Source organism: Bacteroides sp. HF-162, assembly GCF_015679285.1.
GTDB lineage: Bacteria > Bacteroidota > Bacteroidia > Bacteroidales > Bacteroidaceae > Bacteroides > Bacteroides uniformis.
The window spans coordinates 520,385-541,327 of record NZ_CP064937.1 but is presented as its reverse complement, the minus strand read 5'-3'; the positions used below and the strand labels follow the sequence as shown (position 1 = coordinate 541,327).

Annotated in this window: 9 protein-coding genes; all 9 read right to left on the bottom strand. The window is 51.7% G+C overall.

The window, feature by feature from the left end:
* Positions 1-7: 7 nt before the first annotated feature.
* The 9 genes from bglX (ITJ87_RS02145) to ITJ87_RS02105 all read right to left on the bottom strand — a co-directional run bounded on the left by bglX (ITJ87_RS02145) (position 8) and on the right by ITJ87_RS02105 (position 20,842).
* On the bottom strand, positions 8-2,344 hold the full coding sequence (gene bglX, locus ITJ87_RS02145) for a beta-glucosidase BglX (protein WP_117964772.1): 2,337 nt from the start codon (positions 2,342-2,344) through the stop codon (positions 8-10).
* Positions 2,345-2,621: 277 nt separating this feature from the next.
* Positions 2,622-4,142 carry a RagB/SusD family nutrient uptake outer membrane protein gene (locus ITJ87_RS02140; RefSeq protein ID WP_196096307.1) on the bottom strand — a complete coding sequence of 507 codons (1,521 nt, stop codon included), beginning with the start codon at positions 4,140-4,142 and terminating at the stop codon, positions 2,622-2,624.
* 84 nt (positions 4,143-4,226) lie between these two features.
* Positions 4,227-7,262, bottom strand: coding sequence for a TonB-dependent receptor (locus ITJ87_RS02135; protein WP_117964740.1), 3,036 nt, complete (start codon positions 7,260-7,262; stop codon positions 4,227-4,229).
* 137 nt (positions 7,263-7,399) lie between these two features.
* The gene (gene bglX, locus ITJ87_RS02130; protein ID WP_117964742.1) at positions 7,400-9,691 is read right to left on the bottom strand and encodes a beta-glucosidase BglX; all 2,292 of its coding nucleotides are present in this window, start codon (positions 9,689-9,691) and stop codon (positions 7,400-7,402) included.
* A gap of 13 nt (positions 9,692-9,704) precedes the next feature.
* Entirely contained in the window at positions 9,705-11,108 is a 1,404-nt protein-coding gene (locus ITJ87_RS02125) for a glucoamylase family protein (RefSeq protein WP_165853589.1), read from the bottom strand.
* A 17-nt stretch (positions 11,109-11,125) separates the two neighbouring features.
* A complete protein-coding gene (locus ITJ87_RS02120; RefSeq protein WP_117964746.1) occupies positions 11,126-13,225 on the bottom strand; it encodes a family 43 glycosylhydrolase in 2,100 nt (699 codons plus the stop codon).
* 31 nt (positions 13,226-13,256) lie between these two features.
* A complete protein-coding gene (locus tag ITJ87_RS02115) occupies positions 13,257-14,753 on the bottom strand; it encodes a RagB/SusD family nutrient uptake outer membrane protein (protein ID WP_117964748.1) in 1,497 nt (498 codons plus the stop codon).
* Positions 14,754-14,782: 29 nt separating this feature from the next.
* Complete coding sequence (locus ITJ87_RS02110) at positions 14,783-17,800, bottom strand: TonB-dependent receptor (protein ID WP_117974657.1); 3,018 nt, start codon at positions 17,798-17,800, stop codon at positions 14,783-14,785.
* Positions 17,801-17,977: 177 nt separating this feature from the next.
* Complete coding sequence (locus ITJ87_RS02105; protein ID WP_117600231.1) at positions 17,978-20,842, bottom strand: hypothetical protein; 2,865 nt, start codon at positions 20,840-20,842, stop codon at positions 17,978-17,980.
* Positions 20,843-20,943: the final 101 nt, after the last annotated feature.

Here is a 20,943-nt window from a genome sequence, read left to right as displayed (position 1 = left end):
TTTTATTTTATTTCAGCGTCAGTCGGGCTGTCTTTTCTGCCTGGCTGCTGCCACCTATCATCACATCGAACTCTCCTGGTTCGGCCACGTGGTTGAGGTCGTAGTCGTAGAAGCGGAGCAGCTCAGGGGTAATCTTGAAGGATACGGTCTTGCTTTCGCCCGCTTTCAGGAACACCTTTTCAAAGCCTTTCAGCTCGCGTACGGGGCGGGTAATGCTGCCTACGAGGTCGCGGATATAGAGCTGCACGACTTCTGCGCCGTCACGCTTACCGGTATTGGTCACGGTGACTACGGCAGTGGTGGAGCCATTTTGCCCCATGACCGGGGTACTGAGGGCGATGTCGCTGTACTGGAAAGTGGTGTATGAGAGCCCGTATCCGAAGGGATACAGCGGTTCATTGTCCACATCCAGATAGTTGCTGCGGAACTTCTCGAACCAATTACCGGCAGCCAGCGGGCGACCGGTATTCTTGTGGTTGTAGAATAAAGGTATCTGCCCTACGTTCTTCGGGAAAGTCATGGTCAGCTTACCGCTTGGGTTCACGTCACCGAACAGCACGTCGCCGATGGCGTATGCTGCTTCACTGCCACCGAACCATACGTTCAAGATAGCGGGCACATGTTCCTGCTCCCAGGTGAGCGTCAGCGGCCGGCCGGTGAAGAGGGTCAGTACAACGGGCTTTCCGGTCTTCAGCAAGGCTTCCAGCAGGGTGCGTTGCACGTCGGGGATATCGAGGTCGGTACGGCTCGAGCTTTCACCGCTCATTTCGGAAGACTCGCCCAGGGCGGCTACAATCACGTCGGCACCGGAGGCCACCTTCAAAGCTTCGTCCAGCAGTTCCTTATCCGTACGGTTGTCCCGGCTCAGCGATCGGCCGAATAGGGTGGCGCGTTCCTCGTAGGCTACATCACCGATGAGGTTGCTGCCTTTGGCGTAGGTGATGTTCACCCGGCCGGCTGTCATCTCCTTCAGTCCTTCGTACAGAGAGGGATAGTCGTTTAGGCGTGCGGCAACACTCCAGGTACCGGGCATGTTGCTGCGGGTATTGCCCAGAGGGCCGATGACGGCGACGGTGCCTTGCTTCTCTAAGGGAAGGACAGGACGAGAAGACTTCTTGCCTTGTCCCTCAAAAGGTTCGTTTTTCAGCAGCACAAAGCTTTCGGCGGCAATCCGGCGGGCAGCGTCGCGGTGCTTGCGGGTGAAGATGTCGCGTGCGGGACGGCTGAGGTCGCAGTATTTGTAAGGGTCATCGAACAGCCCTAACTTGTATTTCGCTTCAAGGATGCGGCGGCAGGCTGCATCCAGCGTCTTCATGGTTATTTTGCCTTCGGTGAGCGACTTTTTCAACGTGCCCACGAAACCTTCGCTCACCATATCCATGTCCACACCGGCGTTGAGCGCACGGGCGGAAACGGTCTGCAGGTCACCGATGCCGTGCTCCACCATTTCGGAGATACCGGTAAAGTCGGTCACCACAAAACCGCTGAACCCCCATTGTTTGCGCAGCACGTCTGTCATCAGCCAGCGGTTGGCTGTGGCGGGCACACCGTCCACTTCGTTGAAAGAGGCCATTACACTGCCCACTCCGGCATGGACGGCTGCTTCATAGGGGTACATGTATTCGTTGAACATGCGGTTGCGGCTCATGTCTACGGTGTTGTAGTCGCGTCCGGCTTCTCCGGCACCGTACAGTGCGAAGTGCTTGACGCATGCCATGATTTCGTCGTTCCGTGTCAGTTGGTCGTTCAGGTCTTTTCCCTGATACCCCAACACCATGGCGCGGGCGATGGCACCTCCGAGGAACGGGTCTTCGCCCGACCCTTCGGATACACGTCCCCAGCGCGGGTCACGGCTGATGTCCACCATCGGGCTGAAGGTCCATGAGATGCCGTCGGCACTGGCTTCTGTGGCGGCGATGCGGGCAGACTGCTCGATGGCTGCCATATCCCACGTGCAGGAGAGGCCGAGGGGGATGGGAAAGATGGTCTCATAGCCATGTATCACATCCATGCCGAACAGCAGGGGGATGCCCAGGCGGGAGTTCTCTACGGCCAGTTTCTGTACGTCGCGTATCTTGGCTACTCCTTTCAGATTGAAAAGCCCTCCCACGAGCCCCTGCTCAATCTTCTTGGCCACGTCGCTGCTCTTTGCCTGACCGGTGGTGATCTCTCCGGTCACGGGCAGGTTGAGCTGGCCGATTTTCTCTTCCACAGTCATCCGGCGCATCAGTGCGTCGACGAAGCGGTCCATGTCCTGCGGAGACTTCTGCGCCTGCACGGTGGCGGTGACGCCTATTAAAGCGGTCGCGAGCAGCAGACTTGTTCTCTTGAAAATTTTCTTCATATTCATATTGAATTAATTGTTTGTAAGTATGTTCCCTTCATTGTTTTTAGATTGCCGTCACTCTATTGCAGTAGCGCTATGACTTCTTTGCAACGGTGCTGCAATTTCTCTGCAGTGATACTGCAAACGGTTTGCAGCGCTACTGCAACTGCTTTGCAGCGACACTGCAACTGTTGTGCAGTGCTACTGCAACACCTTTGCAGTGCTTTGATTGCAAGTAAGTTATGAAACAGACCTTTTGCCATTGATTGGGCCGGCTGTTTCCTTTGGCCGGGTATCAATAGTCGGGGTTCTGCACCAGTACTCCGTTCGATTTGTCTATCTCTGTCTGGGGCAGAGGCAGCAGCGCATTCTTGTCTTGGTAATTCTTTCCGGCAGCTTGCAGCACTTCTTTGGCAATGCCCCAGCGCACGAGGTCGTAGAAGCGGTCGGGTTCCAGTGCCAGCTCTACGCGGCGTTCGTGGCGAATAGCGTCACGCAGCACAGACTGGCTGGCAGATTCTACCTTCGGAAGCACGTCTGCCAGTGTGCCGCGGGCATGGGCGCGTACTTGTTCCAGATACCCGGCGGCTTCGCCCGTTAGCCCTTTCTCGTTGGCGGCTTCGGCAGCCATCAGTAACACGTCCGGGTAGCGGATGAGGCGGATGTTTACCCAGAAACCCATGCGGGTGTACTTGCGGCGCAGTGTCGGGTCCGTGTAGGCCTTCTTGTTGAAGTAGGCACCCATGGCGGTGGATACGGGTGACTCGCCATAAGGCTGGTTGGTGTTCTCCGGTGTGATGGGCTCGTCCGTGCTGCGGCGGAAGTAGAGCAATGTGGCGTTCCGGCGCGGGTCGCCCGGTTCAAAAGCTTCTCCCATCAGTTTGGTGGCCATGTGCCAGCCCCATCCCAGGTCCCACTCGCCGGCTCCGCGCACCCCTTGCACCTGGCAGAACTGGCTGCCGATGCTGGCATCCTCTTTCATGGCATCGGTGGCTTCGCATTGCAGTTCGAAGATGCTCTCACCGCAATTCTCCCCTTCTACGGTGAAGACTTTGTCGACCGGTGTATTCAGGTTGTAGATGCCCGACTTTATCACTTCGGTGGAGGCTGTGTACATATTGTCCCAATCGTTCCGCATCATATAGGTGCGTGCGTGCAGGGAGCGTGCGGCGCCCCAGGTCAGCCGTCCCGTATAGTCGCTGTCCCACCGCAGGGGCAGGCATTCTTCGGCTTCGGTCAGGTCTTTGTCAATCTGTTCGTATATCTTTTCCGCCGTGGTCTTGGGCACGTTGGCATCGGAGGCTTCCACTACCTTGATGGTGACCAGCGGCACTTCGCCAAAGGCGCGTACCAGGTTGAAGTAGCACCAGGCACGGAAAAAGAGCGCTTCGCCACGGTTGCGGATGGCTTCGGTGTCGTCCTTGTGTCCGCTCTTCTCAATGTCGTCCAGGATTTCGTTGCACTGGTAGATGATTTTGTAGTTCTGTCCCCAATAGGCACTCAGAGGGCCGTTGGAGGCAGTGTATTCGAAGTCGTCCCACATGGCGACCTCGTTGCTGCCGTCGCCGGCATCACTGCCTTTCTCGGAGTCCTCGCTGCGCACCATGTGCACCATAAAAGCAGGAATACCGGCAGTGATGTCGTACGAGCGCATCAGGTAGTAGACGTTGAATATCTTCCCGCCTACAAGGGCGTTAGGAGAGTCATCTTCCGTGAACTGCCCCAGCGGGTCGCGGTCCAGGAAGTCGTTGCAGGATGTCAGTGAGAGGGCTGTTGCACCCACCAGCAATGTAAATATGTATTTTATCAGTTTCATAAATTTATATTTTTCATTCCCCGTTTCCTTTGAAGGGGTCGGGGGAGGTTTGAAGTTACTCTTTCTTATTTAGGGGAGAGGCTTTTAGAACGTCAGATTAAATCCGAACGTATAAATCGCCGGCATCGGATAACTGCCGTCGTCCACCCCGAAAGCGATGGCCGATCCGCCCAGTTCCGGGGTATATCCGGTGTTGTGCTTCCAGGTCTTCAGGTTCTGTATGTTCACGTAGAGCTTCAGTGCCTGCATGCCTATCTTCGAAATCAGCGCCTTGTCGAAGTTGTATGCCAGCGACATGTTACGGATGCGGAAGAACGAGCCGTCCTCTATGTAATACTCGGAGTTCAGATTGTTGATGGTATGCTTGGTGTTCAGCAGTGGCTGGGTGTTGCTGGTACCCTCGCCGTGCCAGCGGTCCATGCGTTGCTCCATGAAGTTGAACTGGCTCCAGTTGTAGTTGTCCCACGTGCGGTAAATCTGATTGCCGCCCTGCCCCATCATGTCAACGGCAAGCTCCCAGTTCTTGTAGCCCAGGCCGAGCGTGAAGCCGTAGGTGACATCGGGTGTAGGATTACCAATCATCGTACGGTCTGCCGTGGTGATTTCACCGTCACCGTTCACGTCGCGGAATTTCAGGTCGCCCGGGGTGACGGTTGCCAGTGTGTTCTTGGGAGAGTGCTCAATCTCCTCCTGGGTCTGGTAGACGCCTTCCACCTTGTAGCCGTAGAAGTAGCCGATGGGGTATCCTGCCATTGTGTAGCTCTGCTGCTTGTCTCCGGCTATGATGGAGTAGCCTTCCTGCACGAGGCTCAGTACCTTGTTCTTGATGGTGGCAAGGTTCATACCGATGTTGTAGTTCCAGTCGCCTATCCGGTCGCGCCAGCTCAAGGCAAGCTCTACGCCCGAATTCTCGATGGAGCCGAGGTTTCCGATACCCGGTACGGTGCCCGAGATGCCCGGCACTTCGGCCAGCAGGTCTTTGGTTTTCTTCTTGTAGTACACCCCTTCAAAGTGCAGGCGGTTGCGGAGGAAGTTGGCTTCTGCACCGGCTTCCCAGGCTTCCACCTTCTCCCAGCGCAGTTTGGGGTTGGGCAGGTAGGCAAGCTGGTAGCCCGGATAGATGGCAGACGGGGTACCGAACACGGCGGAGTAGGCATTCGTCAGCAACGGTTCGGCGGGATAGGCACGATCCAGGTTCTGGTTGCCCAGTGTGCCCCATGAGCCTTTCAGTTTCAGCATGTCCAGCCAGGTGATGTCCTTCATCCATGCTTCCTCGCTCATCAGCCAGCCCAGGCCGACGGAGTAGAAGTTCTGCCACTGGTTGCCGGTGTAGGAGAAGGCGGAAGAACCGTCGCGGCGGTAGGAGCCGTTGAACAGGTACTTGCCCTTGTAGTTGTAGAGCACGCGTGCCAGCACGGACACGGTGGAGCGCTCCCACTGCGTACTGCCGTTGGTGGCGGTGGCTGCGTCGCCGATACTTACGTACCATTTGTCGGGATTGTCCGGAATGACCAGGCCTACCCCTTGGGTACGGGCGCCGTTCAGATTCTCGAGCTTGTTGTAGTAGGTGGTGAAACCGGCTGTGGCCGTCACGTTGTGGTCTCCCCAGGAGTTGGTGTAGGTCAGCAGATAGTCGCTCTGTACCTTCATTTCCGTCTCTTTGGCTTGGGACACTCCGGTCTTTCCGTTGCCCAGCGTGGCTATGTCTCCCTCGACGCTTGCGTCATACACTTGTATAATCGGGGTATACGTCCGCGTGTTGTTGCTGGCATAGTCCAGCGAGAACATGGCTTTGAACTGGAAGTTTTTCAGGAAATCCCATTGACCGTACACGTTGCCCGAGCCACGGTAGTTCTCGGCTTTCGTGGTATTCGCCTTTAGGTCCACGTCCACCATCGGGTTGTTCATCTGTGCCTTCTGGAATCCGGGCAGTGAGGTGTAGAGGCCGTACTCGGAGTTGAATACATGCGCCACCGGAGCTGCGCGCAGGGCTGTAGCCACACTCTTCGTGTCGGCGGGCAGCATGCGTGCCCCGTTGAATTGGAAACCTACCTTGAGGTTGTCCGTCACTTTATAGTCGTTGCTGATGTTCAGCGTGATTTTGCTGTACTTCTCGTGCTTGATGTTGCCTTGCTCGTAAGCATAGCCCGCACCGAGATAGAAGCTGTTCTTGTCCGAGGCACCCGTGATGCTGATGTTGTTGTTGGTGATGAACCCGGTCTGGAAGATTTCATCCTGCCAGTTGGTGTTTCCCGTCCAGTCCGAGAAGTTGTATTCCGGGTTGCCTTCATTCCTCAACTGTTCGTTGTACAGCAGTTTGAATCCTTCGGCATCCGTCAGTGCAATTTTGTCGGTGACGGACTTGAAACCGAACGAGCCGTTGATATTGACGCGTGTCTGTCCCTCTTTCGCCTTCTTGGTGGTGATGATAATCACACCGTTGGCACCGCGCACACCGAAGATGGCGAGCGACGACGGGTCTTTCAGTATCTCCATGGATTCGATGTCCTGCGGATTCAGGAAGTTGATATTGTCGTTGAACAGTCCGTCCACGACATAGAGTGGCTTGTAGCCGTTGATGGAGTTTGTTCCGCGTACACGGATTTCCGGGTCGGAGCCTGCCTTGCCGGAGTTTATCACCTGCACGCCGGCAATCTTGCCTTGTAGTGCGGATACGGGGTTGACCACCGGCTTGTTGGCGATTTCGTCGCCTTTAATGTTGGTGATGGAGCCCGTAAGGTCTCGCTTCTTGGCGCTGCCATAACCGATGACCACGGTTTCGGCCAGCATCTGCGAGTCGTCTTTCATCTGGACGTTGATTACCGACTGGCTGCCTACCTTGACAGCTTGCTTCACCATGCCTACATAGGAAAAATCCAATGTGTTCTCCGGGGTGGCCTGGATGGAGTACCGGCCGTCTATGTCGGTAATCACGCCATTGGAGGTTCCCTGCACCAATACGGTGGCACCAATCAGCGGGTCACCCAGGGCATCGGTCACGGTACCGGTTACTGTTTTCTCCTGCGCCGATGCGGCGGTACTTGCCAGCAGGCACACCGTCAGAAACAGGTTTCTCAGTCTTCCGGTTTTCTTCTTGGGAAGGTTTAGGTTCTTCTTCATTACATTGATTTTTTAGTGGATAAATCATTCAGTTTCTCCTCTGAACAATCAAAATGCAAAAAAGATTTGGTGACGGTGTTAAAAAAGGGCAGCCCGGTTCTTGCGGACTGCCCTCTTACCTAAAAGCAAAACTATACCTATTTCAACTCAAAACTCGTAGTCTTTACATCGCGGCTGTTGGGTCCAATCATTACGTGGAACTCGCCGGGTTCGTATACATACTGTATGTCGTAGTTGTAGAACTTCAGCAATTCGGGGGTAATGGTGAAGGTCACCTGCTTGCTTTCGCCTTTCTTCAGGTGGATGCGCTCGAAGCCTTTCAGCTCTTTCACGGGGCGGGTAATGCTGCCCACCAGGTCGCGGATATAGAGCTGTACGATTTCATCTGCATCGTAGTTGCCCGTATTGGTTACGGTTACGGAAGCGGTCAGCTTGCCGTCCGCATTCAGTTGCTTGGAGCTGAGCGTGATGTCACTGTATTGGAAGGTGGTGTAGCTCAAGCCATAGCCGAAGGGGTACAACGGGTCGTTACTCACATCCAGGTAGTTGCTGCGGAACTTCTCGAACCATTTGCCTTCTTTCAGAGGACGGCCGGTATTCTTGTGATTGTATGCCATAGGCAACTGGCCCACATTCTGTGGGAAAGTGGTGGTCAGCTTACCGCTGGGGCAAACGTCTCCGAACACTACGTCGGCAATGGCGTCGGCAGCTTCACTACCTCCGAACCATACATTCAGGATGGCGGGAACATTTTCATTCTCCCAAGTCAGCACTACGGGACGTCCAGAGAACAATACCAATACTACGGGCTTGCCCGTTTTCAGCAATGCTTCCAGCAGGTGGCGCTGTGCGTCCGGCATTTCCAGTTCGGAACGGCTGCTGCTCTCACCACTCATCTCGGAAGACTCGCCGAGGGCTGCTACGATGACATCGGCTTGTGCGGCTACTTTCAGGGCTTCGTCCAGCAGTTCTTGATCATTGCCACGGGGCAGTTCACGGCCGAACATCGTGGCGCGTGTCTGGTAGTCGGCATCGTACATCAGGTTGCTGCCTTGTGCATAGAGAATGTTGGCCTTGGAGCCGACAGAATTCTTGAAACCTTCCAGCAGGGTGCTGTATTTGTCTGCTGTGGCTGCCACACTCCAAGTGCCCGGCATGTTGGCACGGGTGTTGGCAAGTGGGCCAATCAAGGCGATGTTGCCTTTGCGTTGCAAGGGCAGTAGGTTGTCCTGGTTCTTCAGCAGCACGAATGTCTCTGTGGCAATCTGGCGGGCAATGGAGCGGTGCTCGGGAGTGAATACTTCTTTTTCGGCACGCTTCACGTCGCAGTATTTATACGGATTGGCAAACAGTCCCAGCTTGTATTTGGCTTCTAGGATGCGTCGGCAGGCTTTGTCAATGTCGGCCTCAGTCACTTTGCCTTCTTTCAGGGATTTCTCCAGTGTGCCGATAAATCCGTCGGCTACCATGTCCATGTCTGTTCCGGCGGTCAGGGCACGTGCGGATACTTCCTGCAGGTCGCCGATTCCGTGGTCTATCATTTCGGAGATGGCTGTATAGTCTGTCACCACGAAGCCGTCGAAGCCCCATTGGTTGCGCAGTACGTCGGTCAGCAGCCAGTGGTTGGCAGTGGCGGGTACTCCGTCAATTTCATTGAAGGAGGTCATGGCACTACCTACGCCGGCCTCTATGGCAGCCTTGTAGGGAGGGAAGTATTCGTTGAACATACGGTTGCGGCTCATATCCACCGTGTTGTAGTCGCGGCCGGCCTCTCCGGCGCCATACAGTGCGAAGTGCTTTACGCAAGCCATTATCTCGTTGTTGGCACTCATATCCTTACCTTGATAGCCGCGAATCATGGCTTGTGCAATGGCTGAACCCAGGAATGGGTCTTCACCGTTGCCTTCGGATACGCGTCCCCAACGGGCATCGCGGCAGATGTCTACCATCGGGCTGAATGTCCAGCAGATACCGTCCGCACTTGATTCGATGGCAGCTATACGGGCCGATTTCTCTATGGCTTCCATGTCCCAGCTACACGAGAGTGCCAGGGGAATGGGGAATACCGTTTCGTAACCGTGAATCACGTCCATACCGAACAGCAAGGGGATGCCCAGGCGGCTGTTCTCTACGGCCAGTTTCTGTACTTCGCGGATGTTTTTCACACCTTTCAGGTTGAACAGACCGCCGACTTCACCGTTGCGGATTTTACTGGCAACGTCGCTGCTCTTGGCTTGTCCGGTAACGATGTTTCCCGTCACCGGCAAATTGAGCTGACCGATTTTCTCGTGCAATGTCATTTTGCCCATCAACTCCGTAATGAACTTGTCCATGTCCTGCGGAGTGCCTTGGGATGTGCTTTCTTTGGGCGTTGCCGTCACGGTGAGGGCAGAGAAAGCCAAGGCTGCTAATAATGAGTATTTCTTCATGCTATATAGAAAATTATTTAGATGCGATTTGTTGGAAGCCTAGCTTCTGCAGACCTTCCTGGATTTCGGGACAGCTCATGAAGAGTTTCCACAACAATCCGGTGCGATAGTTCTCGATCATCGGGGCAATGGTGCACTGGTCGATGGCCAGATAGCGGGGCACTGTCCAGTTGCTTGCTTCGGAGAAGGCATCGTAGAAACCGTACTTGCCCCAAATCCAGTCTCCTTTGGAATAGAAATACTTCAGCGCACGCATGGATTCCTCCGGTGTATAGGGGAAGCTGGACAAGGCTGCCGTCGGTGTGATGACGCCATGATCATTGTCACCCGGGCAATGGGCTGCATAGCCTTGGGTAGAGTAGCTGGCTGTAAGTCCCCAGCAGTCCTTGCCGTAGCCTTTGAAGTTCTTCGGGTTCTCCACGCAGTAGCGGTAGTTGGAGAGGGCATGGTTGCGCACCACGTTCCAGTAGTTGGCATAGCGGTCACTGAGATTACGCGGGTCCAGACCGATGTACGAGTATTGTGCCCAGAATAAGGGGCCGCCCAGTTTCTCGGCTCCGTTGTGTTTCAATTCCAAAGGCAAGCCGTAGGGGGCAGAGTCGGACTTGATACCGCCGCCGCGTGCCCAACCGTTGTGGTAGGCCGAAGCTGGAACGGGATAAGTAGGGGAGGAGGCTGCGAGCACATACACAATCAATGCCTCGTTGTAGCCTTCCAGCGGAAAGTTCATTTCCCAATTGTATTCGGGAGACCAGTGCCAGTAGATGACATCCTTGCCATTCTGATACCAGCTGAACTCCATCTCTTTCCACAATTGGTCAATCTTTTTTGCCAGTTTCTTTTCCTGCTCGTTACCGTCGCGGAAGTATTGGCGCACGCAAAGCAAGCTTTGCATCAGGAAGCAGCTTTCCACCAGGTCGCCGCCATTGTCCTTTTGTCCGAAAGGCTTCACCTCTCCGGTCGGACCGTACAGCCAGTGGGGCCATACGCCGTGGAAGCGGTCGGCGCGTTTCAGATAATCGGCAATTTGGGTCAGGCGCTTCACGCCTTCGGCTCTGGGGATAAAGCCACGCTCTATACCTACCAGCAGACCGGCAACACCGAATCCGCTGCCACCGATGGTGACGACGCTCTGGTCTTTCTCGGGATATTCTCCGTCTAGGTGAATGCGTTCGGGTGCCAGTCCGGAAACCGGTTCCGCACCGTCCCACATGTAGTTCAAATGTACCTTTTGGATGTAATCCAGCATTTCGTCATCCGAAGCGAATGATTCGGGACGTACTTCCTCTATGTCGGGCTTTTCTTCTTTTCCGTTCTCTTTCCCGCTTTCCTTCAGGTCGGAAGAGCAGGACGCGCAGCTTGCCAGTGTGGAAATTAGGAACAAAGCCAGCACATGTATCATTATTGGTTTTTTCATATCTTTATTTTTTGTGTTTAATTTTTTGTCGTCTTGCACAATGGCGAGCGTCCGTTTTCGTTCAGCGCTTCGACAGTGAAGTAATAGTCCGTGTCTGCATCCAGTCCGCGGAAGTCATATTCCGTCTGTCCCAGTACCGTGATGGCATTGTACATCTTGCCTTCGGCAGTGCCGTAGTAGATGTTGTAGCCATAAGCGCTTGCTTCGGGTTGCCAGGAGATAAGGGCATTCCGGCGGTCTTTCTTGTCACGTTTCACGGTCAGTCCTTTTATGGTTTGTGGGACATCACCGTCACCGTTTCCGAAGACGCGGAAACCGGACAAGGCGACATTTCCCGTAGGCATGTGTACATTCTCGTATTTCAGATAACGGGCATGCAACGGCTCGTTGAGTTCGATGTAGTCATGCGGACAATCCTTGTCACTGTCACTCTTGTCTATGACTAATGTCCATTCTTTTCCATCCTCGGAAGCAAAAATACGGTATTGGTGATAGATATCCATGGCACGGTTGTATTGGACCGCTTTATGGTCGTAGAAGTTTAATTGCACGGCACGTATATTCTTTGTACTGCCCAGGTCTATCCTAGCCCATTCGCCGGGATTACCGGAGCGTGCTGCCCAGTAGGTACGCATACTTTCGTCTGTCAGGTTGGAAGCTACGTGGATGCTGTCTGTGGAAGAAACCTCTACTGGCTTGCCGTAGGACAAAAGCATCCATCCCGTAAAGCGGTCTTCCGGATTCTTTATGTCCATCGGTTCCGCCCAGTTGGGGTAGTCACCGAAGGCAGTGGATGAATACATGGTACCATCCTTGTCGAAAGCCACAGGATAAAGACCGATGCGGCGTTCGAACTTATATTTCAGGGAGAGCATGCAGGTGGCGACATGCCAGTAATTGCCTTTCACGTCGCGGAACGTGCCTCCGTGACCGGCACCTTGCACATATCCTCCCGGCTTGTAGCACATCGGGTTATGCTTTTGATAGACAAACGGGCCCAGTGGGGAATCCGAAACATATACGCCGTCGGCATATACCTTGAATTCCGTACCCGGAGCGCCATATTGGAAATAATATTTGCCATTGTGCTTAGTCATGTAAGCACCCTCTGTAAATGGACGAAGCGTGACTTCGTCGTCATTGTTCATGCCGAAGCGTTCCCAGCCGTGTTCTTCAGGACGGAGCATCATGATGTCGTGAATCTTACTGATGGGGTAGAAATCATTCCGGTCCAGTTCCACTGCCTTTAGCGGGTATTCATTGCTGGAGCCATAATACATATATAGTCTGCCGTCATCGTCCAGAAACATGCAGGGGTCCCATGTGGGAAGCACATTCTTTTCGATGGCACGTTTGAAACGTCCCGTTTTGGGGTGTGTGCTGTACCACACGGCTAGACCTTCGTAAGTGGAGCCGGTATAGAACAGTGTATCACCGCTTACATAGGCTGCCGGCGCGCACTGGTCGTCATCTGTAGGCTTGCGCTGGAAGCTGGCAGGAACGAAATCCCAATCCACCAGATTCTTGGAATAGTGAAAACCGCCCTGGTTGGTGGAGAACAGAAAGTATTCTCCCTTGTATTCTACCGCCATTGGATCGGCGGAGGAACGGAACGAACCATTGGGGCGCACATTGTTGTTGAAAGGCTCGAAATTGTAACTGATGTTCATCGGATTGCAGAAGGTTCGCGACAGAGGCGCATGCGGGTCATACCATCGGGTCGCTTGAGCCGGACGGCGGATTGTGGTAGCCTGGTGTACCTCATTTTCCATTATCACCTCAATATCGGTTTCATCCAGTGCCAGGATTCTGTTCACTATCTTTTTTCCGGGATAGTAGACATACAGATGTACGTCATTCTTCGCTCCTTTGATGGCAAAGCTGCCGTCGTGGGCAGTGGTATTGTGCATGGGACTTGCAAAGAACATGACTGTAGCACCTTCAAGCGGTTGTCGGTTACTGTCCAATACGTGTCCTTTTACAATACGGTCTTGGGTCACAGTAATGTAGTAGTCGCTAACCTGCCCTTTCACAACTTTAATGGAATCATCCGTGGTTGCCTTTGCCGTCAGAGCGGCAAAGGCTATTCCACAGCTGATTAAGATTTTTCTTATCATGGTATGGATTTGGAATAAAGATTGCTTTGAATTAGTCAATCGGGTCGAGCTTCAGGTCGGGAAGATCATCAAGCTGATTGGATGGAAGAGGCCAGTACGTCTTGGCTTCAGTCCAACCTTTCGGTCCGAGTTCTGCAGCTGCCTTTCCGGTACGAACCAGGTCGACATAACGGTTGCACCATTCATTGCAAAGTTCCATACGGCGTTCATCCAATACGTCATCCAATGTGACACCGCTTTTGGTAGGCATTTCAGCGCGTGTACGAACCAGATTATAGCCGTTGTCACCGTCTTTTCCTTGGCGAATCTTGGCTTCGGAGTTCATCAGTAACACTTCTGCATAACGGAAGATGCGCACGTTGTTGTTGGCACCGTAGTCAGTACGCGGTAAGGTCATCTGATTGTAGGGAAGATACGCCTTTCCATTCCAGCAGTCAGTCATGGTGCCGGATGTTGCACCGACTGTCCAGCCTTCACGGGTTTTCTGTCCGGCTCTCAGGAAGGAGGTTTCGGCACGTACGGTTTCGCCGCGTGCATCGGCCCATGCCACGAACTCTGGTTCATAGCCGATGAAGTTCCATCCGCCTAAGCTCGGTTCGGCACTGTTGGGGCTTGTTATGGTAGTTCCTTGGAACGGGAACCAATTGTCAACGCCCAGATAGTCTCCTGAGCCGTTGCCATAGTCGGTCACTTGGCACTCGAATAAGGACTCGTCACACAACTTTCCTGGAATCTTGAACAGATTATAGAAGTCGGGATATAGAGAGAAGTTGCCGTTATTGATGATGTCGTCCGTCAAGGTTTCAACTTGTGCATAGTCTCCCTTCAAGAGGTAAATCTTGGCAGCCAGCATTTCGGCGGTAAAGGCTGTCACTGCGCCTTTATGCTCCATCTGGTTGGGACGCATACGGGGTAGTTTCTCCATTGCGTAATTCAAATCCTCTTCCAGCATATAGTCATATACTGAATTTACATTGGAACGACGGAAATCAGTCTGGTAGTTGTCTCTGTAGATTACAATAGGTCCGAAGTTGGTAACCAACTGATAGTAAGCCCATGCACGAATGGTGCGTACTTCTCCGCAATAGGTCTCATACGAAGTGTAGTCGTTGCTTCCGGGGGGCAGGTGTTGGGCATAACCGTTAAGGGACTCCAGGGCTGAGTTGGCTGTACGGATAATTTCGTAGAAAGTGACCCAAACATTATTGAGCGCCCAGAAAGAGTTCGTATAATTGAAGTGGCGGCCGAAATCTACGGCTGCTCCCTGGTCATCTGTACGCCCTGACCATACGTCACCGTCACGAGTGAACATGATCAGTGCATTGGCCCAGTGCATGGCTGATGTGCGCACTTTGGAATACACGCCGACAACGGGTTGATACATGTTGCCCGTATTGGTGAAGTCCACGCTTTGTTCCGGTACCTTGTTTTCCGGATCGATGTTGATGAAATCGGAACAAGCAGTCGTACTACCCAGCAGCATCATTGCCGGGAGGATATATGCTAATGTTTTCTTTATGAATTTCATTGTTATATGTTTTTAGTGTTTTGGATAGTTTAGAAATCAATCTGCACTCCGAAAGTATAAGTCGAAGTCAAAGGGTATACTTCTGTATCCCAACCTTCGGCATCCGACAATTCAGGTGTGAAGCTGTTTGCCTTGAATGTTGTGAACGGACGGTCAGCTGTCAGAGAGAGGCGGATGCCCGGCATTACGTAGCTGCCAACCTTAACATTCTTGAATGAGTAGCCCAACGTGATGTTTTGGATACGGAAGTAGTTGGAGCTTTCTACAAAATAAGAGGCATTGTTGCTGTCCGAGGTATTCCAAGTCTTGAGCAATGCTTTGGCAGACGGATGTTCATTGGTGGAACCCGGTCCGGTCCAGCGGTTTTCGTACTGGGCTTTGTCGAAGTTGTAGTCGGATTGTGCATAGCGCAAAGCACGTTTTCTGTTCCACAATTCTCCACCGGCTTGTCCGTAAGTAGTCAGGTTAAAGTCGAAATTCTTATAAGCGAATCCGAGGTTGAATCCGTAAGTGAAATCGGGGATATAAGAACCTAGTACCTGCTTGTCGCTTCCGTCGATGACGTGGTCTCCATTTACATCCTGGTATTTGAAATCACCTGGTTCGAGGCCATTGGCTACAGCAATCGGGTCGGCGGCACATTCTTCCGGAGTCTGGTAGATACCGATAACTTTGAAACCATAATAAGAGTTCATTTTCTCGCCTACCATGTTTACGGTCTTGCCACCCTTGATGATGGTCATGTTGTCTTTCAGGCTCTTTACCTCATTGTGCAGATAAGAGAGGTTGACGCCTACGTTGTAGGTGAAATCCTTACCGATTTTGTCGTTCCAGTTCAGTGAGAAGTCGATACCGCTATTCAGAATCTGTCCGTTGTTGCCTGCGAGGGTTTCATTTTGCATGGGTAGTTTCGGAGAGATAACCGCATTGTCAGTCAGACGGTAATACCAGTCGATGTCGGCACTCAAACGGCTGTTTAAGGTAGAGAAGTTGACACCTACGTTGGTTTCGTTTACGACTTCCCAACCCAGCCAGCTGAAGTTGGTGGAGTTGATGAAACCGTCAAGAGCAGTTCCCAATACGGCTTGTGTGTTCTGGATACTTGCGAAGCCTGCACTTGCGGCAATCTTGTCGTTACCCAGCTTACCCCAGCTTGCGCGGAGTTTCATGTAGTCGAATATATTTTGATTCTTCATGAACGGTTCTTGAGAGATGACCCATGCGGCACCGACAGAGGGGAAGTAACCCCATTTGTCGTTGTATTTGGAAGAGCCGTCGGCACGGAAAGTGAACATTAACATGTACTTGTCAGCGTAGTTATAGTTCAAACGTGTGAAGTAGGAGAGACCGCGGTATTTCCAGCCGTCATCTTTTACGGTAGCGCCTTCCTTGTTACCCAAGGAGATATATTTCCAGACATCCTCACCTTCGGGAACATTGGTAGCTGTACCTTCCAGTGACTTCATCTGTTCCTGACGCATGGATACACCCAGCATGCCGGTGAAGGAGTGCTGCCCCCACTTGTCGGTATAAGTGGCCACGTTGTCCCATACCCATTTGTTATAGTCGGTATTCTTTTTGGTCAGGCAGGTAGTGGCCTGTTGCTGGTGAGTGCCGATGTAATAGGTCGGTGTGAAGTCTGTACCACGGATAGCACGATAGTCGTAGCTGTAGCTCGTACGTACATTCAGCTTGTTGGGGAGGAGGTTGAGCTGTGCGTAGAAGTTGCTCAACACCTGATAGACATCATTACGGTTGTCGTAATAGTTGGCTGTGGCAACGGGGTTCTTGAAGTTGGAACCCAGACCCACCTGTTCGGGTGACGCATACTTGTCGGGGAAGATGGTGTCATCGCGGGTATTGTCGAACACGGGGATGATGGACGGAGTGTTGAATGCCTGTTGCCAAGCTGCATTCTTGGGCAGTTGCTGCTGTGAGCTGCTGAATACACCGTTGAATCCGAGCTTCAACCAGCTGCGTGCATCGAAATCCAATGCAGCGCGGAAGTTGAGACGGCGGTAGTAGTTGTCAACATCCATGATACCGTCTTGTGACAAGTAGCTCATACCGGCAGAATAAGTGGCCTTTTCCGTACCGCCGGATACATTGAGACTGTGGTTGGTCATCATGGCTGTACGTAATAGCTCGTCATACCAATTGGTGTCTGCATTGAACTTCAGGGCATTGAGGTCACCTCCGAAGGTCTCGATAGACTTTTCGAAGATGTGCCCGTAAGAAGCAGCGTCCGCTTCCATCAACATGGTGGCATATTCGTGGGAGTTACACATTTCCAGCAGGTTGGTTGCTTTCTGGATACCTACGTAGCCATTGTAGGTTACTTTGGCATCCTGATTGCGTGCACCACGTTTGGTAGTAATGATTACAACGCCGTTGGCGGCACGAACACCGTAGATGGCTGATGCAGATGCATCTTTCAGAATGGTCATGTCCTGAATGTCAGAGTTGTTCAGGAAGTTGATGTCATCGTAGAACATTCCATCTACTACATAGAGAGGAGAGGTATCGCCAAAAGAACCCATACCGCGGATAGTAACTTTGGGGCCGTCGCCCGGTGTTCCCGAATTGATGATGTTAACGCCTGGTACCTTTCCCTGCAATGCTGCCATTGGAGAGGAGGTCGGAACATTAACTAATTCTTTTTCTTTAACGACATCAATCGGAGCTGTTAAGTCTTTCGCTTTGGCTGAACCGTAACCGATGACAACGACTTCATCCAGCAGTTGCGTATCTTCCCGCAGCCTTACATTGACAACGGATTGTCCCGCAGCACTTATTTCCTGCGGCAACATGCCTAGATAGTTAAACACAAGTGTTGCCTCTTCAGGGACACCGTTAAGTACATAGTTACCGTCGAGGTCGGTAGCTGCTCCAATAGTAGAGCCTTTTACTACAACCGTGGCTCCGATGATCGGTTCATTGTTCTGGTCAACAACAGTTCCTTTAACTGTCTTTGTTCCTTGTGCCAAAACTGTCAGTGGCAACGAGAACAAAATCATGAATAGAAGAAATAATGTTTGCCTTCTCATAACTAAATTTAAGAGTTAATAATTCTGCCGGCAAAGAAAGTAATAACGGCAAGTAAGGCAAAAAAAATCACTACCACGATAATACGCTTAGAGTAAAAAGGGGTACTGTTTTACTACGTTTTAGTGTAGCTTATTTCTAATAATCAGTTTATTATGATAGAATGGTTTGTAGCTGTATTATTTCAAGTCAATGAGAAAATCTACTAATCCCGTTCCGTCGGGGATATCCAGCTTCTTGCGCAGACGGTAGCGTGCTGCCTCCACTCCCCGGATGGTAAGGTTGGTCATTTGCGCAATGTCTTTCGTAGAAAGGTTTAGGCGCAACAGTGCGCAAAAACGCAGATCGGTGGCGGTAAGGCTGGGATAACGTTCGCGCAGGTTGCGGAAGAATTTCTCATGAATTAGGTCGAAATTGTTCTGGAATACGTCCCAGAACTCTTGTGTCTCGATGTTTTCGTTGATGAGCTTCAGTAGAGATTCGAGGTTCTTGCGTCCATATTGCCCTTTTACCAGGAATTCTTGCACGGCAGCACGAAGTTTCTCCAAGACTTCGTTCTTGGCAAATACACCCAGCGCCATGCTGGCAAGGTCTTTACTCTTTGCTGACAGCTCGGCTTCCAGCAATTGTTGCTGCTGTAGAGTTATCAGATGTTCCTGCTCACGCATCTTGATGTTCTGCTGCATCTGCTCAGCTTCGTACTCTTTCCGTTTCTTTTCCATGGCACGGTTGGCGCGCCACTTGGAGAAGAAGTAGAGAAGTGCAATGAGAACTATAAGATAGAGTGCAAAAGCATAATAGGTGAGGTAGAAAGGACGGGCTATGGCGAAATGATATTCCACTTCACCGATTTTCTGTCCCAAATCATTATAGGCTTCTGCTTGGAATGTGTATTCTCCGTAATCCAGGCTACCGTAGCGGATTTCGGGCTCTTTTAGGTCTGATGTCAGAGCCATGCCTTGTCCTCCTTGCAGGACATAATGGAAATGTACGGACAATTTATTGTAATGCGGCAGGCTTACCGAGAACAGCAAATCCCGGTAATTGCTTTCCAGTTCGACATTTCCCTGCAGAGGCAGGCGTTTCTCCTTTTTATCTGAAGAAGAGCAAATGACAGAGCTCAGTGATAGGGCGGACTCCAACGTTGGACTGAGGCTGTCTGTGTTTTTGCTGTAACTGGCGATTCCGTTATTTAGATTAAAATAGACAACGTCATTGTCAACGAACACATTGTTGTAGTTCTCTATACATGGAGAATCAAACAGTTCGATGAGAATGCGTTGTTTCACGATGTACTCTCCTTCCGCGTACTCTACCAGTGCATACTCATGTGAACCGGACAGCCAGAAGCGGTCGTTCGTGACGGATACCACAGAATGGGCATTCCTGATGTAAGGCAGAATGGTATTCAGCTTTTGGAAGGGGATAATCTGCCGGGTGATGTCGTCATAGGTATAGAAGCCATTGGGACTGGAAAAGACGATACGTCCCCGCATTTTCATTACTTGGATAGGGCCGATGATATATTCCGAGCCTAAATGGGAGATGTGCCGTACGCTTTTTACAGCCGACAAGTCATCGCTCAAGACTATTTTATAGACTCCCTGATACATGTGTGAAGCCCAGATGACACCGCTTTGGTCAACCTCCAAGTGCATGACCGGTGCAATGAAGCCGTCTACGACATGCGAAAAGGTCCATTGACCGTTCTTCTTTTTATAGATACGCAAATTGGCGTAGGATGATTCCAACAGTATCTCTTCGCCATAGAGGGTGCACTTAATCAGACACGTACTGCTGTTGGTATTGCTTATGACGGAAACGTTCCCTTTTTCGCCTATTAATAAGGTATGGGCATTGTTACCTGCAAAGAGTTGCCCGTCAATGTCCTTTACATACCAGTTCTGTCCTTCGCTATGGGGAAGCAAACGCATATTTCCGGTAATCTGGTGGTATTCGTACAAGCCCTGGTTGGTGGCCAGATAGAAACAGTCACCCCGGTGGGCTATGTCGTACACCATACCCAGCTTGGTTTCATGGTTGGCAGGGGTCAGTAGCATGACGGGGGAGTTGTGGTGGATGTATGCGATGCCGTCGTCCAATGCTGCCCATACGTTGTTGTCTTTGTCACAGAACAGTCCCAGGACTGTGTTGTTGTCCAAACGGTTATCCAGATTGAAGTGCCAGAGGCAATGTCCTTTGCGGTCGATGGCGTATATGCCGTTTAGGACTGTACCTATCATGAATATGGAGTCATTGGTCATGACGGCGCGGTTCACCCGCTGTTTCTTCAGCTCTGCATCAATGTCTGTTTTCCAGGGGGTGATGTCACCCGTGTAGCGGAACAGTCCGTTGTTCTCCGTGACCATCAGGAAGCTGTTGTTTCCGTCGGGCAGTAATGCCACTACATTGTCATCGTTCACTTTGCTGCGGGGAAAGAGGTGATGGAACTCCTTGCCGTCGAATTCATAGAAGCCTTCATCAATCATTTGTGTGTAGATATGTCCGTTTTGGTTGTAGAAGTAGAGCGGCTGTTGTTGTCTGTTGCGGAAAGCGCGTACCATTTTCCCGTCGTAGGAGAACCATGCGCTGAACGACTGGAAGTAGATGCGGCCGTCCAGCTCTACAATGTTCCATATCTCGTTGTTCTCCATGGGGAAATTCTTCAGGAATTTGCTCAAAGAATGGTACCGGAGAGTGCCTGCCTCCGAATACTTGAAATAGCCGAATTCCTCGAATGCCCCCACATAGATGCGATCTTCCTTGACGTATACTGAACGTACAATATGGTTTCCCGGTACTTTGTGTAGTGTCCAGCGATAACCGTCATATACCAGGAGTCCTTGGCTGTTGCCGAAAAACATTTCGCCGTTGCTACCTTGCGCACATGCCCAGTTCTGATAACCGGCTTCATAGTCTTTGGCAAGATAGTTGGTGACGGCGGGCATGAAGGAAGAAGCCCTGGCCTGGATGAAGAGAATAAACAATAAAAGGCACACTACCCAACGCTTGAAAAGCATCGGTCTTATCGTATTTTGTTTCATTTTTTAGGTTAATCGAAGTGTTTCTTGGAAGCAAAGATACAATAAGTATTCTAAATATTGTGTTTTGATGAGATAAAAAAGGTACTTGAAGCAGTTAGGGA